We start from the raw sequence: 23,429 nt of genomic DNA, 5'->3' as shown, positions 1-23,429 counted from the left end.
GAGGCGCCGTCAGGTCAGGAGCAGGAGCACCAGCGCGGCCGCCGATCCGGCGACGACGGCGAGCGCGACGACGCCCACGACCAGGGCGCGACGCCGCCCTCGCGCACGCTCGGCGCGCTCCGTGCCGACGTGATCCGGCGTCGCCTCTGACGGTGCGATCGCGCGCGGGGGCGCGGCATCCGGCGCGCGGGTCACGGTGATGTCGGGCATCGCGCGCGGTGCGACGGGAGTCCGCAGCGCCGCGGCATCGGGCACGTGAGCGGCGCGGGGGCGGAAGATCGCCTGCTCGGCCTGGGGCTGCGGCGACCCCGCGGCCTGCGCCTTCAGCGACGACGCCAGCACGACGGTCGAGTCGTCGAGGACCTCGGGCTGAGCGGTCTGACGGGGCGTGAGCACCGTCGCGTCATGGGCTCCCTCGTCCTCGGGAGTCTCGCCCTTCGGGGTGCGACGAGCCGACAGCATCGTGGCTTCTTCGGGCGCATCGCTCGGGGTGGACACGGCCGATGCGCGGCGCCTCGAGAGGGTGGTGACGTCATCCGGCACGTCCTCGTCGGGCGCTGGGGCCTCCGCCGACCGGCGACGGGTCGACAGGGTCGTGACCTCATCTGGCACGTCCGCATCGGACGCATCCGCTTCCGCCTGCGCTCCGCGGCGACGGGTCGAGAGGATGGTGACGTCATCCGGCTCGTCCGCATCGGACGGGTCGGCGTTGGCCGACCGGCGACGCGTGGACAGCGTGGTGGCGTCGTCCGGCACGTCCGCGTCAGACACGTCGACCTCCGCCTGCGGCCCGCGGCGACGGGTCGACAGGGTCGTGACGTCATCCGGAGCCTCGTCGAACGCGTCGACCGGCTGCGCCGACCGACGGCGGGAGGGACCGGTGAGCTCGTCCGGAAGGTCGGCGGCCGTCATCGACCGGTTTCGTCAGCCAGCCGCAGCTCGGCGTCGCCGATGAGGAAGCGACGAGGCGCGCGGTGCGCGGCGCCCGGGGCGATCTCGCGCTCGGCGCCGTCCGAGGCGATGAGGATGGTCCCGTTCGTGGAGTGCAGATCGGTGACCGACCACTCGTCGCCGTGACGCTCCAGGCGCAGGTGCGTCTTGGAGACGGTGCCGTCGTCGACCTCGACGAGCTGGGCGTTAGGGAAGGCGGTACTGGGCGCGGGGCGGCGGCCGACGAGCACGACGTCGGCGTGCAGGTCCACGGCGGTGCCCGTGGGCAGCTGAAGGCTCCAGTGCGCCTTGCGCCGGCTTGCGATCATCGTCTCTTCGACGTCGTCGTCCGGGATCTCGGGGAGCACGTGCTGCGCCGACACCGACGCGCGCGCCGATCGCGGGATGCCGGCATCCGGTGCTCCTGCGACGGCCGAGACCTCGCCGGATGCCTCCGGGAACGCGTCGGAGTCGGGCAGCGGCGATCGCGACGGCGACCAGGGCTCGTCATCCGTCGACGGCTGCGCAGCGGGGACACGTGTGACCGGCGGTGTCGCCGAGAGCGGATCCGGCTTCGGTCGGCCGGAAGCGGCTGCGGCGGAGACGGGTCCGGGGGCTCCTGCCACAGCGGCGGTGACCTCGTCGGTGAACTCGCCCGCAGCGCCGAAGTCGAAACCGCCCCACCCGTCTTTGCCCGCGGCAGCAGCCGGAGCGGGAGCAGCCTGAGCCGCCGGGGTCTGAGCCGCCGGGGTCGGCGCAGCTGCCGGGGTCGGCGGCACGGGCGGGGTCGCTCGCGGCGCCGATGCCGGCATCGCCGGCACGAACGAGATGGGCTCATCGGAAGGCGCAGAAGGCGACGGCATGCTGAACGCCGCGGCGGTGGCGGTCGGAAGCGGCGGCACCGGCGGTGCGGCGTTCGCCGGCTCGGGTGCCCAGCTGCCGCCCGGCCAGGCCGGCGCAGCCGCAGACGGGAGTGGCGGCGCGGCGGGGTACGCGGCGGCGGACGCTTCGCTGTCCTCGCTCGAGCGGCGGCGTGCGGCCGGAGCCTCGGCGCCGACCCAGCGCGTCGCCCCGAAGCCGATCACGGTGGCCCAGACCGGCAGCGACAGCGCGGCGACGACGGTCATGCCGACGCCGAAGCCGAACGCGAGGTTGATGCGGTAGCAGGCGAGCACGATGAGGACCCACAGCGCGAGGGGCCCGAGGATCGGCACGAGACCCACGAGCACGAGCCACGGCGAGAAGCTGCCGAGCTGGAGCAGCACGATGACGTTGAGGACGGGGACCCAGGCCTTCCATCCCTCTTCGCCGGATTTGCGGAAGACGGCGGAAAGCGCCAGCGCGGTCCAGACGTACAGCGCCGCGACGGCGATCAGGGACAGGAGGATGGGGACGACGGAGGCGGAGGAATCGACAGCGGTCATGGCATCGGAGGCTCGGGCTGGGGGGCCCGGCGCATCCCCCTCTCGGCGAAACGCGTACGGGCACCCGAAACGGGTGCCAGCTGACGGACGAACGATCTCAACGATACGGTCACCGCGAGCCGGCGCCAGAACCCCTGCTCTTTCGCCAGCTTCCGGCGCTGCTCGTCTACCGAGTGCCAGTAGGCGTCGGCCTCGGCGGGTGTCTCGTCTTGCGACGAGAATACGGCCCGATCGGCGGTCGCCGCGAGAACGAGGCCCGCGGGCGCGTCGAAGGCCTCCGCGAGTTCGCGGCGCGTGTGCGTCCGCGGCGCCTCGCGCCCGGCGTCGACCGCCGCGTCCACGAACTCGTCCCACCCGCCGGCGATCCGTGCGGACGGGTTCTCGGCACGGCGGCGGGCGCGGCGCCTGGCCGCCTTGGCGCCGATGATCACGAGGAAGGGGCCCAGCGCGAGCCCGAGGATGAGCAGCACGACGCCGGTGGTGCGGAGCACCGGCCACAGCCACGCGAGGTCGAGGCCGGGGGCCTCCTCGGCGCGGTCGGACGCGCCGGAGTCCTCCTGGACCGGATCGGGCGGAAGGACCTCCTCCACGCTGTCCGGGCGGACCTCGGTCACCACCTCGGGATCCCGCTGCTCGGTGACGTCGAGGCTGGGCGACTGCTCGAACTGGGGTGTCACGTCGATGGGCACCCAGGCGCCGTCGGTCGACTGCACCTCGGTCCACGCAGCAAGGTCCTGCGCGCGGCAGACGCCCTCGTCGCAGACGGCGAGTCCGGCGTCTGCCGATGAGAGTCGCGTGCCGACGACCACCCGGGCCGGGAAGCCCAGCTCGCGGGCGATGAGGGCCACCGCGACGGCGAACTGCTCGTCGTCTCCGACGGCGGCGACGAAGTTGCCCGACTGCACCGCGCGCGGGTCGACCTCGCGCTCGAGCAGGCGTGTGAACATCTGGTCGATGCGCGCCAGCGAGTGGCCGGACGTGCTCGGCTGGAAGGCGTAGTCGGGAAGCGACTCCATCCACTCGGCCGAATCCTCGGTGAGGCCATGGCTGAGGTAGCCGCGTTCCCGCAGCAGCACGACGAGCCCGGCCAGCGCTGCGCCGTCCGAGCCGGTCGCGTGCTGGTCCATCCAGGTGCGCAGACTCTCGGGAACGGAGATGTCGCCGACTGCGCCGCCGGGCGCCTCGATCTCGGCCAGGTCGGGAGCGGCGGGCTCCACGCCGTGGACGACGTAGCGGTCGCCGGGCTCGAGGCCGCCGCCTGCGGTCTGCACGCCTGCTGCGGCGGCGGCGTTGTAGTAGAAGCGGTCGGCGAGGGACGCGGCGCGGTCGCCCGCGAAGTCGACGCGGGCGAGGCGGCCGGCCGTCGGCATCCACACTCCGTCCAGATCTTCGATCGTGACGTCCGCCGCGACCGGCTCGCCGGGGCCCGGGTCGAGGACCGAAGGCACGCGGACGAACCGGCCGACATCGACCGCGCCTTCTCCGCCGCTGCGGTAGACCTCGCCGTCGTACGCGTCCAGCGTCGCCAGCCGCACGCGCTCGGGGACCCCACTCTGCTCGGCGCCGACGGTGAAGAGCACCTCGTCCGCGCGCCCGTCGGCGAACTGCGCCCGGTACTGCGCGAGCGGGCTCACCTCTGCGGAGAGGTCGATGTCCGGCTCCACCGAAGAACGCAGCACGTCGCGCTGCGCGCCTTGAGCCGCCAGCGGCACGACCACGACGGCCGCCAGCAGGGCGACGCAGACCATGCCGGCGCCCAGAGCGGTCCGCCGGCGGTCGGCGCGCGAGGGCCGGCGCGATACGCGGACGCCGCTCGATGCCGCCGCGCGCTGGAGCGCGTGCACACGTTCGTCGTGCGTGCGCCAGGCCAGCCATAGCAGACAGACCACGAGACCGCCCGCGCCCAGGAAGGTCTCCACGGGAGCGTTCAGCACGACCGGTCCGATGCTGAGGGGCGCGCTCACGGTCGTGCGGCCGAAGAAGAGGCCGAACGAGACCATCGCCAGCGCCACGGGGACCGCGCCGTAGGCTGCGCGATCGGCCCGCCACGCCAGCAGCAGCACCACGGTCGTGCCGACGAGGAAGACCAGGAGCGCGGGGACGAGGAGGTTGCGATAGGCGCCCAGCGGCAGCTCGACGGTGACGAGGTCCTTCCAGCCGAGCACTGCGCCCGACGCGAGCTCTCCGAGCCCGCGCAGGATCTCGGCGGGCCCGCCGAGACGCGACGGCACGGCCAGCGGGATGCCGATGAGGAAGAAGGTCGCCGCGAGCACACCTGTCACGATCCACCCGCCCCAGCGCAGACGCCGGGCGACGGCCGCGATCGCTGCGGCGACGGCGGAGGCTGCGGCCACCAGCACCACGAGCTGCCAGGAGCGGTAGATCGGCCAGGCCGCGACGGCGGCGAGCAGCACGACGAGCCCGGCGAAGAGACTTCCCGCGAGGATGCGCGGCGCGAACCAGGAGGTCCCCTGCACGGGGGCGGCGGCATCCTGGATCGCGGTCATGACGTCGCTCCGCGCAGCAGGAGGCCCGCCATGTCGTCGAGCGTGCCCACCGTGAGGACGGTGAGGCCGGACAGGGTCTTCATGCGAGGATGCGCCCGCTCGTCACAGATGACGGCGACGACGCTCGTGTCGGCCGGGAAGGCGAGGGCAGCCTGCTGCAGGCGCGTCAGCGGCACGCGCGAGCCGACCACCACGAACGCGATCGAGAGGCGGTCGCCCGACTCCGCAGTCAGGCGGCACACCTCGGACACGGGCATGGTGCTCTCGAGCAGGTCGACGCCGCTGAAGCCGTCCAGCATGGGACGCGGTGCGCCGGACGGGATGTGCCGGATGGCGCGCAGGCGGCCGCGGACCACGCGCGGGATCTCGGAGCCCGTGACGATCTCGACGTCGCGGGCGTCGCGCACCGCGCGCAGCCCGAGCGATGCCGCGCAGCTCACGGCGAGCTCGAACTCGTCGGCGTCCGCGTACTCCTGCTCGGCGACGGCGAGCACGACGGCCATGCGCGAGCGGCGGGACTCCTCGTACTGGCGGACCATGAGCTTGCCGGTCTTGGCAGTGGACTTCCAGTGGATGTGGCGGCGGGAGTCGCCCGTGGTGTACTCGCGGATCGCGTGGAAGGACATGTCGGAGTCGACGAGGCGGCGCGTCGGGTTGCCCTCCAGGTCGCGGATGAGGCCGGCGCTGGTGGAGGGAAGCTCGGTGGTGCGGGGATGGACGTAGACCTCGTGGAGGTCCTCGAAGGCGTGCTCGCGGCGCAGCAGCCCGATGGGGTCGCTGCGCACCGTGGTGGCCGGACCCACCGTGATGATGCCGCGGCGGAGCCCCGGGATGTCGAGGGGCTGCGCGACGGTGTGGCCCGGGCGCAGCAGCGGCACGCCGAACTCGACGAGCCCCGCACCGACCGGAATGTCGATGCGGCCGGGAAGGGCGATCCGGTGGCCATGGTTGCGCACCACGATCTCGCCGGTGACGCCGTCACCGGCGATGACGCGCTCGTGCGTGAGCGACAGGTCCACGTCGTACGAGCGGGCGCCGAACAGGAACGGCACCGACGCCGCGAGCAGGATGAGCGAGATCGCGCCGGCGACCATCCACTCCATCCATCCGAAGAGGATGCCGAGTCCCATGCCCACCGTCGCGGCCGCGGCCACCAGCACGCCCGCCGGGCGCACCGTGCGCGCACTCCAGGCTGCGGCGACCGCGATACCGCGCGCGACCGAGCGCCATACCTCGGCCGCCCAGACGACGACGCGCACCATCGCCCGGTCGCGCCCCGACGACGCCACCTGGGTGGAGGTGACATGGGTGCGCCCGGTGACGCCGGTGGCGGCCGACGTGCGGGTGAGGCGGGACTCGGTGAGGCTCATACGGCTTCGCGGCGACTGGGCGGGGCCACGTCCAGGAGGACCTGTCCGATGACGGCCTCCTGCGTGACGCCGTCGAACTCCGACTCGGGGTGCAGGATCAGACGGTGCGAGAGCACCGGCACCGCGAGTGCCTTGACGTCGTCGGGCGTGGCGTAGGTGCGACCCTGCGAGGCCGCGCGGGTGCGGCTGGCACGGGTGAGGGCGAGCGCGCCGCGGATGCTGACACCCAGGCGCACCTCGTCGGCCGAGCGCGTGCCGTCGACCAGCCGGGCGATGTAGTCGAGCACGAGCGCGTCGACGTAGACCTGTCCGGCGAGGTCGGCCATGCCGACGAGCGCCTGGGGCGTGATCACCGGGGCGAGATCGGCCGTCGCGACCGCGGCGCCGTCGAGGATGCGGACAGTCGCGGCGTGGTCGGGGTAGCCGAGCGAGGCGCGCATCATGAAGCGGTCCAGCTGCGCCTCGGGGAGCCGGTAGGTGCCTGCCTGCTCGACCGGGTTCTGCGTGGCGAGCACCAGGAACGGCACGCCCACCTTGCGCGAGACGCCGTCGATCGTGACGCTGCCCTCCTCCATGACCTCCAGCAGCGCGGACTGGGTCTTGGGGCTGGCGCGGTTGATCTCGTCGGCGAGCACGATGTTGGCGAAGATGGGCCCGGCGTGGAACTCGAACACGCCCTCCTTCTGGTCGTACACGCTGATGCCCGTGATGTCGCCGGGAAGCAGGTCGGGGGTGAACTGGATGCGCGTGTTCGACCCCTGGACCGACTGCCCCATGGCGCGGGCGAGAGACGTCTTGCCGGTGCCCGGGACGTCCTCGAGGAGCACGTGACCGTCGCTGAGCATGGCCGTCAGGACGAGTTCGACGATGTGGCGCTTGCCGAGCACGGCGCGTTCCACGTTGTCGGCGAGCTGGCCGAACGTCTGAGCGAACCAGGTCGCCTGCTCCTGCGTGATGGTCATGCGCTGTCCTCTGTCGGGGGTGGAAGAGATTCGGGATGCCGCGGCTACGGCGTAGGCGGCGTCGGCGGCGGACCGGGGAGGTTCGGGTCGCACGTGGCGGAGAAGGTGGTCGATGCCGGATTCAGGCCCCAGCCCTTCGCGTCCCAGTTCGCCGAGACTCCGACGCCCGCCACGCGGACGGCACCGAGCGGAACCGCCCAGGTCGTGTTGTCCAGTCGGGGAATCAGGTTGTCGTTCTCGTCGTAGAACCGCATATCGCCGTTCGCGAATGTGAACACAGCTCCCCCGCCGGTCGAGCTTCCGCTCGCCACGAGATCCGAACCGCCGACGCAGCTGGCGACCTGCCAGCTGGCCTGCACCTGGTAGGGCGCGCTGCCTGCCGCGGGAACCACCCGCGCCCAGGGGGTGACGTAGTCGGACCAGACATCGTGCACATAGCGCACTTCGATGACCGGATCACGGCCGAAGATCGTCGTCGGCGGCCCTCCGCGCAGTTCCGAATGTCCCCAGTCGGGCGTTTCTTCGGTCGAGGTGGGCTGTGCGCGGATGATCCAGTCGGCGCGGAACTCGGAGATGTTCGGCGCCCGATCGACGGCGAACGTCCAGCCCGTGGGTGCGGCCCCTGATGGCCAGGCCCTCACTGTCGCCTCCGTGACGGCCGTGCCGAATTCCTCACCCGCGTAGATCGATGAGACGCACAGCGTGAACGAGTAGTCCCGACCGACCCGCTTCCCCGCGAACGTGGCCTGCGAGCCGCCGGCGGTCGGGACACAGGCCTGCCCCTTCTCGACGATGCCGTAGTGCAGGACTGAGCCGGTGCCGTTGAGCTCGCCGGTTCCCTGTGCCGTGATCGTGGCCGTCCGATCCTCGTTCGTCGTCGAGGTGAGGTTGAGTCGCGGATCCAGCGGGACGCCGACGCCGTTGCCGAACGTCGTCGCCGCCGCTCCGGATGCGCTGCCGCCGAGGCCGGGCGGCAGCTCGAAGCGCGAGAATGGCGTGACGCTGATCAGGGTCGAGGTGTTGGTCCCGACACGGTAGTACGGCACCTCCAGGGTCGTCTGGTTGCCGTGCACGGGGACTCGCACGCGCTCTCCCGACGCACTGCTGATCTCGACGCTGCCGGTCTCGGAGGGGACGATGCCCTCGATGGTGAGCGCGACGACGCCTCCCTCTCCGGCCGTCGGAACCGGACGAGACGTGACATTGGTAGGCGCCGGCGGCGCGTCGTACGCCCACGCCACCGTGCGGACGCCGCTGCGCGACTCGCCGACCGAGTTCACCGCGAACGCCTCGTAGGTGCGCTCCTCGCCGTTGGGCGCCGAGATCGGCGGGCAGCTGCCGTCGGCCGAGCACTCCGCGACATTCTGACCGTTCGAGCGGATCACGAATCCGGAGAGCCCCGGGTAGGCCTGACGCGCTTCGCCCGGGTCTACGCGCAGCGTGAGCGAGCCGTTGGCGTACGCGGTCTGCGACACGCTCGCGGGGGCCTTCGGGTAGCCCAGGAGGTCGAGCAGAACCCGGCCGTCGCGCTCGGACGCGGTGGTCCGGCCCTGCGCGTCGCGGACCGAGAAGGTCGCCGTGCACGTCGCGCCCGGGGCATCCGCCGTCCACGACGCCTGGACCGAGGTCGCCGAGGCGACGCGGAACGAGACGCCGATGCACGCACCGGTCGGCCGCACGTCGACGACCTCCAGCGGGGTGCGTGGGAGCGGATTGACCTCGCCGCCGGCGCCGATCACCGAGATGGTGCAGGAAGCCCCCGACCCCTGCGAGCACTGCTGCGTCGCCGAGCCGCCCTGCGGCAGGGTCGACGGAGCCGCGCCGACGCGCAGGATCAGGCGCGCCGGGGCCACGGCGGTGTGGCTCGTGATCGAGACGATCGCGGCCTCTTCACTGCCGGGAACGGCCCGGTCGGCGCCGGTGACCGTCACGGTCGAGCCGTCGACGGACACCTCGAATGCGGAGCCCGAGTAGTCGAGTGCGTAATCGACGCCGTCCCAGTCCTCGCGCAGCTGCCACGTCGTCATGTCGTTGAGGTCGAAGGTCGCCGTCTCGCCGGGGCCCACGGTCATCGAGCCGGGACGAAGCACGGGCTGCGGATCGAGCGCGTTGACGATGATCGGGACAGAGAGGTAGGTCCAGTCATCCTGACCGGTCAGGCGCACCGGCACCTGGCACGAGTCGGCCCACGGCGCTCCGGGGCCGGAGTCGTAGCGGACCGTCGTCCCCGACTCGACGACGCAGGCGGCCTGCGCGCGAGCGCCCGAGACGCGCACGTCGGTCCCGACCTCGATGCGGCTGCCGCGGGGCTTGGCCACCAGCTCGGCCAAGTCGAAGCTGACGGACTCGAGCTCGGTCACCTCCGGCGACGGTGCGCCGGAGCGGATGGTCAGCGCCAGGTCGTCGTCGCCAGGGACCCGGAGGAACCCGTAGCTGGTGACCTCGCCAGAGGCGCCGACGCCCGTCACCGCGAAGGGGATGAGCTGCGTCGTCGAGGTCAGCTCGCCGCTGACCTCCCAGCCGTCGACCGACACGCCCGCCGGAGCCCCCCACAGCGACACCTCCAGACCGGCGACGTCGCCGCCGGACCAGGCGACCTTGTCGTCGAGCACATCGACCCCGTCGGGGAAGTCCTCGCGGGTCTCGGCAGTGAGGAAGGTGTCGGAGATGACCGGGTAGTCGGGCACGTTCTCGCGCACGACCTTGACCACGATCAGGCCCCGCCCGGTGTTGCCCGTGCTCGACTCGATGTCGTACAGGAACGACATCGTCGTGGGCTCGGTGCCCGCCTCGATGACGACGGTCGCGTCGTCGACCGACAGCAGCCGCTCGTCGAGGCGCGAGAACTCGGGGTTCTCGCTGCCGTCCATGAGGGTCGACGGCAGATCCGGCCGCACGTCGGTGAGCGCCAGAGTGCCGAGCGTGGGATCCACGTCGTTGGAGAGCGGGCTGACCCGGATCGTGTTGTCCTCGCCCGCCTGCACCTGGACATAGTCGGTGAAGGTCACCGGGCTCGGGTTCGACTGGCCGTCCAGCACGCCGATACGCACGATGGCCTCGCCGGTCTCGCCGAACGCATCGACCACGCGGTAGCGGAACGACACCTGCCCGCTGTCGCCCGGGACGCTCGAGTAGAGGATCGACCCGCCGTCGGCCGAGATCGTCGCGGCGCCTCGCGCCGGCTGCTCGACGATCCGGTCGAGGGTGACCACGTCGCCGTCGGGGTCCATGCCGAAGCCGTCGAACTCGATGAGTGTCGACTGCCCGGTGAGTACGCGGCCCTCGAGCGTGTCGGGGACCGGTGCGCGGTTGGCGTCGTCGGCCAGCACCCGCACGCGCACGGTGGCGGTGTCGGCGAGCGCCGGAGCGCCCGTCGTGTAGACCGAGTACTCGATGCCGTACTCGCCCGGCTCGGTCGGCGCCAGATAGCGCAGCACGTCGCCGGCGCCGAACGCCAGCGCGTCCTCGCTCGAGGAGACGACCGACGCGGGGTTGAGCGTGGGCCGCCCGCCCGCGGGCGAGATGTCGTTCTCGAGGACGGGGATGTCTATCTGCGCGCCCGCGCGCACCACGACGGTGTCGTCCACGGCGATGGGTGCGAGCTCGGGAGCCGGCGGCAGCAGGAAGACCGTGGCCTCGCCCTCGACGCGGGAGCCCTGGTCCTCGGTCCCGTCGCTCACCACGTACTTCACTGTGCCCAGACGCCCCGCGCCACCGGTGGCGGTCGTGCCGGAGACGCGGAGGTTGTTCTGGCCGACGGCATCGACCGAGAGGGTGGCACCGGCATCCGCCGTCGCCACGACATCGCTCAGCAGCAGCACCCGCCTGGTCGGATTCGAGACCGCGGCGAAGACGTCGAGCGTCGCGTCCTGCTGCGGGTGCACGAACGCCACGACGGGCGAGGTGGCCAGGTCAGCGGGCGCCTCGGCGGGCAGGAGCGTGATGCGTGCCGTGCCGGTCGCGTCCGAGACGCCGTCGGTCACGGTGAAGTCCACACGGAACGTGCCGGCGGACTTCGCCGAGAAGTCGAACTCGGTCGTTCCGTCGACGACGGTCGCGGTGGCCGCCGCGTCGTCGAGCACGCGCACGGAGTCGAGCGTCACGGTGCCGGCGGTGCCGGTCACGTGGTCGGCGACGTCGACGGTGAGCGCGGCGGCGACGGTGTCGACGACGGCGAAGGACTGCGCTTCGAGCTGCGGCTCGGGCGAGACCCGCACGACGAGCGACTTCTGGGCGGTCAGCCCCTCGGTGTCGGACACCGTCACGACGAGCTCGATGAGCTCCTCGCCGCCGTCGCCGTTGTCGCTGTGCTGGTACACGACGTCGCCCGCGGGAGTGGCGGCGACCGTGCCGATTCCGGTCGTGTTCTCGACGGACAGAAGCAGCAGCGGATCGCCCTCGGGATCGACCCAGCCTGGCAGCACCGGGACCGTGACCGTGCCACCGCGCGCGACCTCGGGCACGGGCCACTCGACGAGGCAGCGCTCGACGCCGCACCATTCCGGCGGAGAGCCGGCGGATGCCGCGGCCACCGTGAGCGCGACGGTCGTGGGCTCGGACAGCAGGCCGCCCTCGGCGGTGCCGTCCGTGACGCCATACGTGAAGGAGGCGCTGCCGCTGGCCTCGGGGGTGAGGCGCACGGCGAGGCGCTGACCGTCGTCGGTGAGCGAGACCGTCCCGAAGGCCGGATCCAGGCCGCCCACCGAGGCGGGATCGATGCTCAGCACGTCTTCATTGGGGTCGTGGTCGTTCATGAGCACCGGCAGCGTTGTGAGGCTGCCGGCGCGGGCGCCGAAGGAATCCGGCTCGGCGATCGGGGGCTTCGGGTCGAGGACGACCGTCAGCTGGTCCTCGCTGGGGACGGCGTCCGGGTCGGTGCGGTCGTCGAGCGACCAGTCCTGGCTCGACGGGATGAGAGCTCCGTCGGGAACGCTCCACGCCCAGCCCGAGCGCGTGTCGTTGAGGATGACGGCCTGATCGCTCGCCACGAAGACCGGCCGGCGCTGGTCGGGCAGCGCCTGGTCGCCGTAGTCCAGGTCGACCCGCTCGCCGCGCGAGCGCCACAGCACACCGCCGGTCTCGCCCTGGCCGAGCCAGGCCGCGAAGACCTCACCGTCGTGGACGATCGGCTGCGCCGGCTCGCCGAGGACTGTTCCCGTGCCGCCGATCTCAGGGTCCGCCGCAGAGCCGTCCACGGGCACGCGCACCAGGGACGTCTCGTCGGCGAGATAGACGTCGGTTCCCCCAGGGTCCGGCTCGCTGACGACCACCGCGCCCGTCGTGGGGGCCGAGGACGCGGCATCCGCTCCCCGCAGCCACACATCGCCGTCTTCGGTGTCGACGACGACCCAGGTGTCGCCCGCCGCCGTCACGGCCGGGGCGGCCAGACCGTCGACGTCCAGGGGATCGCGGCCGTCGACCTCGCCGGCGGCGATGTCGTAGCGGAGCACCGAGGCGTTCTCGCGCGAGTACGCGTACAGGATGCCGCGCTCGTCCACCGCGATGGCATCGGCGGCGTACTGCGGCGCGTCCTCGTCGTCGGAGGGGAACGGGTCGAGCTGCGCCGGGGACTCCGACGAGAGGAGACCCGCGAAGACCGCCCCCGAGTCCGTGAGGTAGGCGACGTAGTCGCCGGCGGTCACGACGTCGGTCGTGCCTGCCGGCGTCGACGCGGACGCCTGGAGCGCCTCCTCGTCGAGATCCGTGGGCCGCGCCTCGTCGATGCGGGTGACCTTGCTGAAGCTGTCGCTGAAGATGTACGCCGCGTCGCCGGTCTGGACCACGCGGTCGGGGTTGCTGATGCCCCGGACCGTGTCGAGCTCGCCGATCGAGGTGTTCACCCGGGCGTAGCGACGGCCGTCACCGGTCTGCAGCGCCCACACCGCGGTGTCGACCTCGGGCGTCTCCTGCGCGTCGAGGCCGGGCCACACCACGCTCACGCCGGCGACGACCGCGATGACGGCTCCGGCCGCGACGAGGCCCGCAATGGAGCGACGGCGCATCACAGCACCCCCGTGACGAACAGCGTGGCGACCACGGCCCCTGTGGTGGCCACGACCACCGCGACACTGCCGATCACCCAGGGCAGCGCGCGCCCCTTCGCCCGGGAAGGCGCGGAGAAGTCGGTGTCTTCGTCGCGGGCGAGCCCGGAGACGCCGGTGGAGGCGCGGCGCTTGCGGGTGCCCTCGCGCTCGATGCGCGAGCGCGCGGGGCCGCGCAGCGAGGTGTCGGCGAAGTCGACGGGCGCCGAGGACGGCGACCACTCCTCGCCCGGGACCTCGAGCGGAGTGGCCGACAGTCCCAGCTCGGTCTGCACGGCGCGGAGAGCCTCGGCGAAGGCACGCGCGGACGGCTGGCGGCGGGCGGGATCGCGGTGCATCGCGGTCGCGAGGGCCGCCTGAAGAGAGGCGGGCACGTCGGCTCGGGGGATCTCGGTGTACGTCGCCTTGGCGATACGGCGGCGGAGGAGCTCTTTGGTGTTCTGCCCGCGTTCGCGCCGCTCGAACGGACTGTGCCCCGCCAGCAGCGAGTACACCGTCGCGCCGAGGCTCCACACCTCGCTCGCGACCGATCCCGCGGTCTGCTCGGAGATGACCTCGGGCGCGCTCCAGGGCACCGACATCGCCAGTACCTCGTCGGTGCCCTTCGGCATCAGCGACGACGAGATGCCGAAGTCGGCGAGCACCGGAGTGCCGAACGTCGTGATGAGGATGTTGCTCGGCTTCACGTCGCGGTGCACGAGCCCTGCGCGGTGCGCGGACTCGAGCGCGCCGGCCATGCGGACGCCGATCGCGAGCACCTCGTCGACCGGGATGCGCTCGAGGCGGTAGCGCTGCGCGAGCGAATCGGGGCAGTACTCCATGACGATGTACGGCCGCCCGTCGGCCGAGATGCCGGCCTGATAGACGGTGACGATCGCGGGGTGGGCCGAGAGGTGCGCGAGGACGTCCGCCTCGGCGTTGAACATCCTGCGCAGGTCGGGATCGCGGACGTCGCTCGGCATGACCTTCACGGCGACGTTGCGTCGCGGCATGTCCTGCTCGTACAGGAAGACGTCGGCGAAACCGCCGGAGCCGAGGGGGCGGATGTAGGCCAGCCCCGGCAGAATCGGGGGCGCTGACGGGAGCCTCGTGGCCACGTCACCTCCCCCAAGGTTCAAAGCGCCGGAAAGGCCGGCGTGCCGACAGCGCAGCAAACCCGCCCATGCTAACAAATCCACCGCCCGCGCTTCTGACAGCGCGCTGGACGGAGCGTCGCACGGCGCGCCCGGCGCCTAGCCGGAGAGCGGGTCGTGCGGATCGAACGGCGCGTCGAGCGAGCGGGTGAGCTCGTCGAGCATGGCCTCGATCTGCGGCTCGACGAATTCGCTGATGGCGGCCTGGATCCGCAGGCGATGGTGCAGCAGGATCGTGCACACTTCGCGGCCGACCATGTTGGCGTAGTCGTCCGCCAGCCCGACCTCCTGGCGGAGCGCCGCCTTCGCCTCGGCGCTCAGCGGCGGAAGCGCCGGGACGACGGCGTCCGCCTCGGCGGCCATGTCGGAGATGGTGAAGAGGAACGGGGCCCCGGGTACCGGGTCGGGGTCGAGCGGCAGGCCTTCGAACTCGGGGTCGAGGTTCTCGGCGGGCCGATAGCTGCGCGCCCGATTGCGGGCGGCCTGCTGATCGAGTTCGGCCTGCAGCATGGGCAGGTTCACCGAGGTGTACTCGGCGACCGCGCGGTCCACGATCGTCTTGATCCGCGTCGACAGCCCGTGCTGCACCCCGTGCGGCACGTCGGCGCCGAGACCCGCCGCCGACAGCACCGGGGATCCGAAGCAGCGACGGCACGGAGCGACCCGTCCGCGATGCGTGGCGGGCTCCCACCGAGGCAGCCAAGTCAGCCAGGCGTCGACGGCCTGGCTCACCTGCGTCTCGAGTGAGCGCTCCACGGAGTCAACGGTAGTACCGAACGCCCGGTCGGCGCGTGATTCCAGCGTCGCCGGGCGGCTCGCATCCGCCGCGGCTCACTCGTCGAACTCGTCCTCCCACGGCCAGCGCGGGCGCTGTGCCCGGGTGCGCACGAGCGCGATCCCGCCCCACGCCGCCAGCAGCGCCGCCGCTGCGACGACCAGCCCGAACCACGACGTCGCGATCCGGCCGGCCACCGCGGTCGAGACCGCCAGGCCCGCGCCGGAGAACAGCGCTCCCAGCCACACGCCGATCACGTAGGCGAGGAAGCACGCCAGCGCGGTCCAGAGCGCACCGGAATAGGCCGCCGGCCGGCGGCGTACCGCCGCCCACAGCCCCGCCGCGAACGCCGCAGTCGTCATGACCGTCCCGGTGATCCCGGGGATCTGACCGAGACCCGGGGTCTCGATCACGTCCTGGTCGGCGATCAGACTCGTCATCCCGAGCCCGAAGATGAGGAGCGCGAAGAACGCCGCCGTCGCCAGCGCCAGCGCGAGGACCGGACGGACCGGCCCGCTGCCCGGCGCGCTGTCGGGCCCGGTGCCGGGCGGCGGCGACGCGGTCATCTACTGACGGACGAGCTGAGGACCCGCCTCGAGCGTGCGCTCGTACTCGCGCTGCGCCTCGACGTTGAGCTCGGTGACCCGGCGGCCGCGCGCGGCGGCCCAGGACCCGAACCAGATGGTGAGCTCGCGACCGATGATGAACGCCGCGATGGCGAGCGGGGCGAGCATGTTGTCGGTCATGAGCTGCGCGCCCTCGGACGCGGTCAGCATCCAGAACTGCTCCTGGAACAGCTGGCCGAGCAGGTAGCCGGCCCACGACGCCACGCCGACCAGCAGTCCGAACACGACCCACTGGCCCCAGCGACCGCGGTTGATGATGGCGCCGAGCAGCCAGAACGCGAGGAAGAAGACGACGACCGGCACCCAGAGGACGAACGAGCCGAGCCCGCCGAGCGCGACCGTGCCCACGTTGTCGGCGGTGACGTCGCCGGCGAGGGCGGTCAGGCCCAGCCAGACACCGAAGTAGAGGACCGCGAAGGTGAGCGCGGCGACGAGGCCGATGGCACCCGCCGCGGCACGATTGCCGCGGGGGTTCGGAGCCTCCGGCGCCTGGACGAAGATGGGCTGCGGAGTCGCCGGCGAGACGACGACGGTCTCGGCGACGGGGTCGCTCGCGGTCACGACAGGAGCGGCCGCCGCCGACTCGGCGGGAGTGTCGTAGGCCGTGACGGCGGGCTTGTCGTAGACGACCGAGTCGGATGCCGCGGCCGGCGTGCTCTCGGTCGTCAGCGAGGCGGCTTCGGGCGAGTCCCAGGGGTCGGGCTCTGCGGGGGCTGCCGGAGCGGCCTGGACCTCGGCATCGGAAGCCGGGGCGACGGTTTCGTCGGCGGCGGACTCACGGCGCGCGGCTTCGGCCTCGGCGAGACCCTCGTGCGCACGGCCGACGACGTCATCGACGGGCGTGGGCTCTTCGACCGGCTCGCCGTAGGACGACTTGGGGTCACTCATCGCAGGCACTCCTCACGCGGGGATGGTCCCCGCAGTGCGAGGGTAGTACCCGCTCGCGCCTGCGACGCGCAGGCGTGCCGTGGTGGCGCAGGCGAGGTTGCAAGTTCGTGCCGTGCGGGTGTCAGCCCCACACCTCCGCCGCCACGCGGTCGCTGAAGCGCTCGGGGCGCCACCCGCTCTCCACGCTCGACATCCACAGGCCATCGCGGACGACCTGCACCTCCGTCACGCCACCGAGCACCCGCGAGCACCGCACCGCGCCGTCGGGGATCCCGCAGGCGAAACCCTGGCCGAGGAGCGCCGCCTCGGTCAGAGCGGGCGCGTCCGCCGCCACCACGGCGAGGGTGGTCACGATCACGGGCGCGCCGTCGATCCGCCACGCGCACGTCAGCCGGACATCAGGTGCGAGCACCTCGGTCAAGGTCGTCACCGCGGTCGCCGGCGGATCAAAGCTCTGGTCGAGCACCGCCTTTCCCTGCCACGTGAGCTCATTCCAGAGGCTGTCGGTGTAGATCGAGCGACAGTCCATCGTCTCACCGGCGACGATGCGCAGCGCGGGAGTGTCCGTCGGCGGGGCGGCGACCCGGGGCGCGGTCGCGCGGCGCATCGTGTCGCCGGCCCAGGCGATGGTCACCGGCACCATCGGCAGGGAGAGCCAGATGAGGGCAGCGACGATCGCCGTGCACACCATCCCCGCAGGGATGGCGATCCACGAGTTGCGTCCGCCGATTCGCGCCAAGGCCCCCACCTCCTCCTCAACGGTACGGCGGGATCCGTCGGCGCTCGGCGCGACGCGCAGCGAAGCGCCGGGCCCGGTCGAGGCGGCAGAGGTTATCCCACGACCTGCGCTACGTCGACCCCCTCGGAGATCCCGCATCGTGGAGGGAATCTAGCCGTTCCGACGGCGGGCACCCCCAGGCCCGGCCGGGTGCCACAGGCCTTGCCGTCGCGAAAGTGAGAGGAACGGACATGACGACGTACGAAACAGGAACACCGGACAACACCGGCTCCGGCGGCGAGGGCCTCAAAGAGAAGGCGATCGACGCGGCTGCTGAGGTCGGCGCGGGCGCGACCAATGTCGCCGATGTCGCCAAGGATGAGGCGTCCCACGTCGCTCACCAGGCGAAGCGCGCCGCCCGCGGCCTGCTCTCAGACGCCCGCAGTCAACTGACGGACCAGGCCTCGACGCAGAAGCAGCGCGCCGCCGACGGGTTGCGCAGTGCAGGCTCGCAGTTCTCCTCGATGGCCGACAACGCCGAGTCCGGCCCCGCCAGTGACCTGGTGCGCTCGCTGTCGCAGCGCGTCGACTCGGCGGCGACCTGGCTCTCGGACCGCGAGCCGGACGACATCGTCCAGGAGGTCCGGAGCTTCGCGCGCCGCAATACGGGGCTCTTCCTCGCGATCGCCGCAGGAATCGGCGTCGTGGCGGGCCGCATGGCTCGGGCGCTCCGTGAGGGCGAACCCGAGCAGCCCGCCCGAGTCAGCGGCTACGGCGGGACGCCCGCCCTCGAGTCGGCGAACACTTCGCCGTACGACGAGACGCCGCTCGCAACAGCGGTCGCCTCGGGTCAGGGCACGACCGTGGGAGCAGGCGCGACGGGCTACGGCTCGGGGGCCGTGGACGCCGGTTACGGCGAGACCGTGGTGGGCGACACCACCTCGGGCGACCCGTGGACGGCACAGGGAAGTCAGGGTGATCGACCATGACAGACCCCACCTTCGACACGCCTTCACAGCAGCAGGCCGCCGACTCATCTCTCGGACAGCTGGTCGGCGAGGTCACGCGCGATCTGTCGACGCTGATGCGCAAGGAGCTCGAGCTCGCCAAGGTCGAGCTCAAAGACTCCGCCAAGAAGGCAGGCGCGGGGGCCGGGATGTTCGCCGGCGCCGCCTACGGCGCGATGATGGCCATCCTCTTCCTGTCGATCGCCCTGTGGTGGGCGCTCGGCTACTTGATGGGGAACGCATGGGCGGCCGTGATCGTGGCCATCCTGTGGGCGGTCATCGGAGCGATCCTGTTCGCGGTCGGCCGCAGCCAGGTGAAGAAGGTCCGGGGTGCTCCCCAGACCGTCGAGACGATCAAGGAAATCCCCGAGACATTGAAGAGGAATGAGGAGAACCGATGAGCACTCCGGATGAGATTCGCGCAGACATCGAGGTGACCCGCGCAGAGCTCGGCCAGGACGTCGACGCGCTCGCCGACAAGGTGACGCCCGTCAAGATCGTCGACCGCCAGAAGACCCGACTGCGCCAGCGGATCGACGACGTAAGGGAGCGTGTCATGGGCAAGGCCGACGACATCGGGCACTCGGCATCCGGGGCGGCCTCCACCGCCGGGCACGCCGTCTCGGACGCCGTCTCGTCGGCGGGCGAGGTGGTCGCCGACCTGCCGCACAAGGCGAAGCAGACCACGCAGGGCGCACCGCTCGTGGTGGGTGCGGTCGCCGCAGGCCTCGCCTTCGTAGCCGCCATGCTGATCCCCGCCAGCGACCGCGAACGCAGGATGGCATCCCAGCTGAAGGATCAGGCGCAGCCGCTCGTCGACAAGGCGGGCGAGACGGCGCGGGAGGTGGCGGGCAGCCTCAAGCAGCCGGCGAAGGACGCCGTGGACCAGGTCAAGCAGGCGGCGGTCGACTCCGCAGAGACGGTCAAGGAAGAGGCGCAGTCGACTGCCGATCGTGTGAAGGAGAACGTCGGCGCGGGGGAACAGCGTGGGGCTGCCGCCGGCGGACCGGTGGGCGGCACTCAGGTCTGAGACCGATCCGTCCCACGACGAAGGGCCCCGGCAGATGCCGGGGCCCTTCGTGCGGATCGCTACGTCATAGTGCTAGAGGCACTCGGTGACGTCGGCGGTGTTAGTTGTAGTTGCCGCTGAAGTCGCCGTCGGTGGAGAAGCTGTCGAAGTCGACGTAGCTCAGGTCGGCGTCCGAGTAGGCGCCGTCCGAGGCGAAGATGCGGTTGGGGTACCGCTCGCTCTTGGCCTCCTCCGTCGCCTCGACCGAGACGTTGCGGTACTTCGCAAGTCCGGTTCCGGCGGGGATGAGCTTTCCGATGATGACGTTCTCCTTGAGGCCCATGAGCGGGTCGCTCTTGCCCTCCATCGCCGCCTGGGTGAGGACGCGCGTCGTCTCCTGGAACGACGCGGCCGACAGCCACGACTCCGTCGCGAGCGACGCCTTCGTGATACCCATGAGCTCCGGACGACCCGACGCGGGGCGCTTGCCCTCGCCGACGGCCTCGCGGTTCATGTTCTGGTAGCGCTTGAAGTCCACCAGCTCGCCGGGGAGCAGCGTGGTCTCGCCGTGGTCGACCACGGTGACCTTGCGCAGCATCTGACGGACGATGACCTCGATGTGCTTGTCGTGGATCGGCACGCCCTGCGAGCGGTACACGCCCTGGACGCCGTTCACGAGGTAACGCTGCACCTCGCGGGCACCCATGACACGCATGACCTCCTTGGGGTCCAGCGTGCCCACCAGGATCGGCTGGCCGACCGTGACGTGCTGGCCGTCCTCGACCAGCAGCGTCGCGCGCTTCAGCACCGGGTAGACGTGCGGCTCGTCGCCGTTGTCGGGCGTGAGGATGACCTTCTTCGCCTTGTCGGTCTCGTCGATCGTGATGCGTCCGTCGGACTCGGCGATCGGCGAAGCGCCCTTGGGCGTGCGCGCCTCGAACAGCTCCTGCACGCGGGGCAGACCCTGCGTGATGTCGTCTGCGGAGGCCGAACCACCGGTGTGGAAGGTACGCATCGTCAGCTGGGTACCGGGCTCACCGATCGACTGGGCCGCGATGATGCCGACGGCCTCGCCGATGTCGACGATCTTGCCGGTGGCCAGCGAACGGCCGTAGCACTTCGCGCAGACACCCACGGCCGACTCGCACGTCAGGACGGAGCGGACCTTGATGGCCTCCACGCCGCCTTCGACGAGCTTGTCGATCAGGACGTCGCCCACGTCGTCGCCGGCCTCGGCCAGAACCGCGCCCTTCGGGTCGATGACATCAGAGGACAGCGTGCGGGCGAACACCGAGTTCTCGACGTTCGCGTCGCGCACCAGGGTGCCGTCGGCGCCGGCCGCCGCGATGGGCAGCTCGAGACCCTTGTTCGTGCCGCAGTCCTCCTCGCGGATGATGACATCCTGCGAGACGTCCACGAGACGACGCGTGAGGTATCCCGAGTCGGCCGTACGGAGGGCCGTGTCGGCCAGACCCTTACGGGCACCGTGCGTCGCGATGAAGTACTCCGCCACCGACAGACCCTCGCGGTACGAGGAGATGATCGGACGGGGGATGATCTCACCCTTGGGGTTGTTCACCAGGCCTCGCATACCCGCGATGTTGCGGATCTGCAGCCAGTTACCACGAGCACCCGACGACACCATGCGGTTGATGGTGTTGTCCTCGGGGAAGTTGTCGCGCATCGCCTTCTGGACCTCGTCGGTCGCCTCGGTCCAGATCTTGATGAGCTCCTGACGACGCTCGGCGTCGGTGGTGAGACCCTTCTCGAACTGGTCCTGCGCCTTCGCGGCCTTCTTCTCGTAGCCCGCGACGATCTGGCCCTTGTTCGGGGGCGTGAGGATGTCGCTCAGCGCCACGGTGACACCCGAACGGGTGGCCCAGTAGAAGCCGGCGTCCTTGATGCGGTCGAGCGAAGCAGCGACCTCCACCTTCGGGTACTCCTCGGCGAGCTTGTTGACGATCTGCGACAGCTTGCCCTTGTCGGCCTGCTCGCGGACGAACGGGTAGCCCTTGGGGAGCGTGTCGTTGAAGATCGCCTGTCCGAGCGAGGTCTCGACGAGCCCGTTGCGCTCGTAAGCGGCGATCGACTCGGCGGTCTCGCCCTCGGACTCGAGGAACGTCATGCCGGGGATGCGGATGCGCACCTTGGCCTGCAGGTCGAGGGTGCCCTCGTCCTTGGCCAGGATGGCCTCGCCCACCGAGCCGAACGCGCGACCCTCGCCGGCTGCGCCGGGCTTGACCGTCGTCAGGTGGTGCAGACCGATGATCATGTCCTGCGAGGGCAAGGTCACCGGGCGGCCGTCCGACGGCTTGAGGATGTTGTTCGACGCCAGCATGAGGATGCGGGCCTCGGCCTGAGCCTCGACCGACAGCGGCAGGTGGACAGCCATCTGGTCGCCGTCGAAGTCCGCGTTGAACGCGGCGCAGACGAGCGGGTGCAGCTGGATGGCCTTGCCCTCGACGAGCTGAGGCTCGAAGGCCTGGATGCCGAGACGGTGCAGCGTGGGCGCGCGGTTGAGCAGCACCGGACGCTCGCGGATGATCTCCTCGAGCACGTCCCAGACCTCGGGACGGGTGCGCTCGACGGCGCGCTTGGCCGCCTTGATGTTCTGCGAGTGACCGAGGTCGATCAGGCGCTTGATCACGAACGGCTTGAACAGCTCGAGGGCCATCTGCTTGGGCAGACCGCACTGGTGGAGCTTGAGCTGCGGACCCACGATGATGACCGAACGGCCCGAGTAGTCCACGCGCTTGCCGAGGAGGTTCTGACGGAACCGGCCCTGCTTGCCCTTGAGCATGTCGCTCAGGGACTTGAGCGCGCGGTTGCCGGTGCCCGTGACGGGTCGACCGCGGCGGCCGTTGTCGAAGAGCGCGTCGACGGCCTCCTGCAGCATCCGCTTCTCGTTGTTGACGATGATCTCGGGGGCACCGAGGTCGATCAGGCGACGGAGGCGGTTGTTGCGGTTGATCACGCGACGGTACAGGTCGTTGAGGTCGGAGGTCGCGAAGCGGCCACCGTCCAGCTGCACCATCGGGCGCAGCTCCGGCGGGATCACCGGAACGACGTCGAGGACCATGGCGGCCGGGCTCATGCCGGTCTGCAGGAACGAGTTGACGACCTTCAGGCGCTTGATCGCACGGATCTTGCGCTGGCCCTTGCCCTCGGAGATCTGCAGGTGCAGGCTCTCGGACTCGGCTGCGAGGTCGAACGCCTCGAGGCGACGCTTGATCGACTCGGCGCCCATGTGCGCCTCGAAGTACTGACCGAAGCGGTCCTGGAGCTCGTGGAAGATCTCGTCTTCGCCCTTGAGCGCGCCGACCTCGAGGGTGCGGAAGTCCTCCCACACCTTCTCGAGACGGATGATCTGGTCGTCCGCGCTCTTGCGGATCGACGCCATCTCCTTCTCGGCGGCGTCCTTGACCTTCTTTTTCTGGTCGGCCTTGGCGCCTTCCTCCTCGAGCGCGGCGAGCTCCTCCTCCAGCTTCTGGAGGCGGGTCGCGATCTTGGAGTCGCGGCGGTCGGCCAGCGTCTTCAGCTCGAGACGGATGTTGTTCTCCTGCATCGCGAGGTCGCGGTGACGCGCCTCGTCGTCGACGGAGATCACCATGTAGGCGGCGAAGTAGATGACCTTCTCGAGGTCCTTCGGCGCCATGTCCAGCAGGTAGCCCAGGCGCGAGGGGACGCCCTTGAAGTACCAGATGTGGGTGACGGGCGCGGCGAGCTCGATGTGGCCCATGCGCTCACGGCGGACCGAGGACTTGGTGACCTCGACGCCGCAGCGCTCGCAGACGATGCCCTTGAAGCGGACGCGCTTGTACTTGCCGCACGCGCACTCCCAGTCACGCGAGGGCCCGAAGATCTGCTCTCCGAAGAGGCCGTCCTTCTCGGGCTTCAGCGTGCGGTAGTTGATGGTTTCCGGCTTCTTGACCTCGCCGAACGACCAACGACGGATGTCGTCAGCGGTGGCCAGGCCAATACGAAGCTGGTCGAAAGTGGTTGATTCGAGCACTGGTTCTCCTGTGTCGGAATTCTGTTC

Annotated in this window: 15 protein-coding genes; 3 read left to right on the top strand and 12 right to left on the bottom strand. The window is 71.1% G+C overall.

From position 1 onward, the window contains the following. Positions 1-9: 9 nt before the first annotated feature. The 11 genes from ASD56_RS06795 to ASD56_RS06745 all read right to left on the bottom strand — a co-directional run bounded on the left by ASD56_RS06795 (position 10) and on the right by ASD56_RS06745 (position 17,404). Positions 10-912, bottom strand: coding sequence for a hypothetical protein (locus ASD56_RS06795; RefSeq protein ID WP_055962853.1), 903 nt, complete (start codon positions 910-912; stop codon positions 10-12). After that, the gene (locus tag ASD56_RS06790; protein ID WP_055962850.1) at positions 909-2,354 is read right to left on the bottom strand and encodes a DUF5684 domain-containing protein; all 1,446 of its coding nucleotides are present in this window, start codon (positions 2,352-2,354) and stop codon (positions 909-911) included. The genes ASD56_RS06795 and ASD56_RS06790 overlap by 4 nt, the downstream gene beginning before the upstream one ends. Beyond that, the gene (locus ASD56_RS06785) at positions 2,351-4,861 is read right to left on the bottom strand and encodes a transglutaminase domain-containing protein (protein WP_055962847.1); all 2,511 of its coding nucleotides are present in this window, start codon (positions 4,859-4,861) and stop codon (positions 2,351-2,353) included. The genes ASD56_RS06790 and ASD56_RS06785 overlap by 4 nt, the downstream gene beginning before the upstream one ends. Beyond that, positions 4,858-6,231 carry a DUF58 domain-containing protein gene (locus ASD56_RS06780; RefSeq protein WP_055962844.1) on the bottom strand — a complete coding sequence of 458 codons (1,374 nt, stop codon included), beginning with the start codon at positions 6,229-6,231 and terminating at the stop codon, positions 4,858-4,860. Before ASD56_RS06780 ends, ASD56_RS06785 begins: the two co-directional genes overlap by 4 nt. Further along, positions 6,228-7,193, bottom strand: a complete 966-nt coding sequence (locus tag ASD56_RS06775; RefSeq protein ID WP_055962841.1) for an AAA family ATPase — start codon at positions 7,191-7,193, stop codon at positions 6,228-6,230. Before ASD56_RS06775 ends, ASD56_RS06780 begins: the two co-directional genes overlap by 4 nt. Positions 7,194-7,237: 44 nt before the next feature. Continuing rightward, complete coding sequence (locus tag ASD56_RS06770) at positions 7,238-13,195, bottom strand: Ig-like domain-containing protein (RefSeq protein ID WP_055962838.1); 5,958 nt, start codon at positions 13,193-13,195, stop codon at positions 7,238-7,240. Continuing rightward, complete coding sequence (locus tag ASD56_RS06765; protein WP_055962835.1) at positions 13,195-14,331, bottom strand: serine/threonine-protein kinase; 1,137 nt, start codon at positions 14,329-14,331, stop codon at positions 13,195-13,197. Before ASD56_RS06765 ends, ASD56_RS06770 begins: the two co-directional genes overlap by 1 nt. Before the next feature lie 135 nt (positions 14,332-14,466). Then, positions 14,467-15,123 carry a hypothetical protein gene (locus ASD56_RS06760; protein WP_055962826.1) on the bottom strand — a complete coding sequence of 219 codons (657 nt, stop codon included), beginning with the start codon at positions 15,121-15,123 and terminating at the stop codon, positions 14,467-14,469. Between the two features lie 75 nt (positions 15,124-15,198). After that, entirely contained in the window at positions 15,199-15,708 is a 510-nt protein-coding gene (locus ASD56_RS06755) for a hypothetical protein (protein WP_055962823.1), read from the bottom strand. Beyond that, positions 15,709-16,656, bottom strand: coding sequence for a hypothetical protein (locus ASD56_RS06750; protein WP_055962822.1), 948 nt, complete (start codon positions 16,654-16,656; stop codon positions 15,709-15,711). Between the two features lie 121 nt (positions 16,657-16,777). After that, the gene (locus ASD56_RS06745; RefSeq protein ID WP_235565546.1) at positions 16,778-17,404 is read right to left on the bottom strand and encodes a hypothetical protein; all 627 of its coding nucleotides are present in this window, start codon (positions 17,402-17,404) and stop codon (positions 16,778-16,780) included. A gap of 221 nt (positions 17,405-17,625) precedes the next feature. On the opposite strand from ASD56_RS06745, the gene ASD56_RS06740 reads away from it, so the two are divergent. From ASD56_RS06740 to ASD56_RS06730, 3 genes are read left to right on the top strand one after another with little or no spacing between them, the layout of a single operon-like run. After that, a complete protein-coding gene (locus tag ASD56_RS06740) occupies positions 17,626-18,363 on the top strand; it encodes a hypothetical protein (RefSeq protein ID WP_055962817.1) in 738 nt (245 codons plus the stop codon). Further along, positions 18,360-18,782 (top strand): phage holin family protein, encoded by a 423-nt coding sequence (locus tag ASD56_RS06735; RefSeq protein ID WP_055962814.1) that lies wholly within the window; start codon positions 18,360-18,362, stop codon positions 18,780-18,782. The genes ASD56_RS06740 and ASD56_RS06735 overlap by 4 nt, the downstream gene beginning before the upstream one ends. Next, on the top strand, positions 18,779-19,411 hold the full coding sequence (locus tag ASD56_RS06730; RefSeq protein WP_055962812.1) for a DUF3618 domain-containing protein: 633 nt from the start codon (positions 18,779-18,781) through the stop codon (positions 19,409-19,411). The genes ASD56_RS06735 and ASD56_RS06730 overlap by 4 nt, the downstream gene beginning before the upstream one ends. Positions 19,412-19,511: 100 nt before the next feature. Here ASD56_RS06730 and rpoC read toward each other — a convergent pair whose 3' ends face one another. Then, the gene (gene rpoC, locus ASD56_RS06725) at positions 19,512-23,402 is read right to left on the bottom strand and encodes a DNA-directed RNA polymerase subunit beta' (protein WP_055962809.1); all 3,891 of its coding nucleotides are present in this window, start codon (positions 23,400-23,402) and stop codon (positions 19,512-19,514) included. Between the last annotated feature and the right edge of the window lie 27 nt (positions 23,403-23,429).

The organism is Microbacterium sp. Root166, from assembly GCF_001427145.1.
Lineage (GTDB): Bacteria > Actinomycetota > Actinomycetes > Actinomycetales > Microbacteriaceae > Microbacterium.
Note: the sequence above shows the minus strand (reverse complement) of the source record. Positions and strands in the feature narration are given on the sequence as shown.

Bases quoted from the DNA above. Each gene is read 5' to 3' on its own strand.
- ASD56_RS06795 (WP_055962853.1), bottom strand. From the start codon at position 912: ATGACGGCCGCCGACCTTCCGGACGAGCTCACCGGTCCCTCCCGCCGT.
- ASD56_RS06790 (WP_055962850.1), bottom strand. From the start codon at position 2,354: ATGACCGCTGTCGATTCCTCCGCCTCCGTCGTCCCCATCCTCCTGTCC.
- ASD56_RS06785 (WP_055962847.1), bottom strand. From the start codon at position 4,861: ATGACCGCGATCCAGGATGCCGCCGCCCCCGTGCAGGGGACCTCCTGG.
- ASD56_RS06780 (WP_055962844.1), bottom strand. From the start codon at position 6,231: ATGAGCCTCACCGAGTCCCGCCTCACCCGCACGTCGGCCGCCACCGGC.
- ASD56_RS06775 (WP_055962841.1), bottom strand. From the start codon at position 7,193: ATGACCATCACGCAGGAGCAGGCGACCTGGTTCGCTCAGACGTTCGGC.
- ASD56_RS06770 (WP_055962838.1), bottom strand. From the start codon at position 13,195: ATGCGCCGTCGCTCCATTGCGGGCCTCGTCGCGGCCGGAGCCGTCATC.
- ASD56_RS06755 (WP_055962823.1), bottom strand. From the start codon at position 15,708: ATGACCGCGTCGCCGCCGCCCGGCACCGGGCCCGACAGCGCGCCGGGC.
- ASD56_RS06750 (WP_055962822.1), bottom strand. From the start codon at position 16,656: ATGAGTGACCCCAAGTCGTCCTACGGCGAGCCGGTCGAAGAGCCCACG.
- ASD56_RS06740 (WP_055962817.1), top strand. From the start codon at position 17,626: ATGACGACGTACGAAACAGGAACACCGGACAACACCGGCTCCGGCGGC.
- ASD56_RS06735 (WP_055962814.1), top strand. From the start codon at position 18,360: ATGACAGACCCCACCTTCGACACGCCTTCACAGCAGCAGGCCGCCGAC.
- ASD56_RS06730 (WP_055962812.1), top strand. From the start codon at position 18,779: ATGAGCACTCCGGATGAGATTCGCGCAGACATCGAGGTGACCCGCGCA.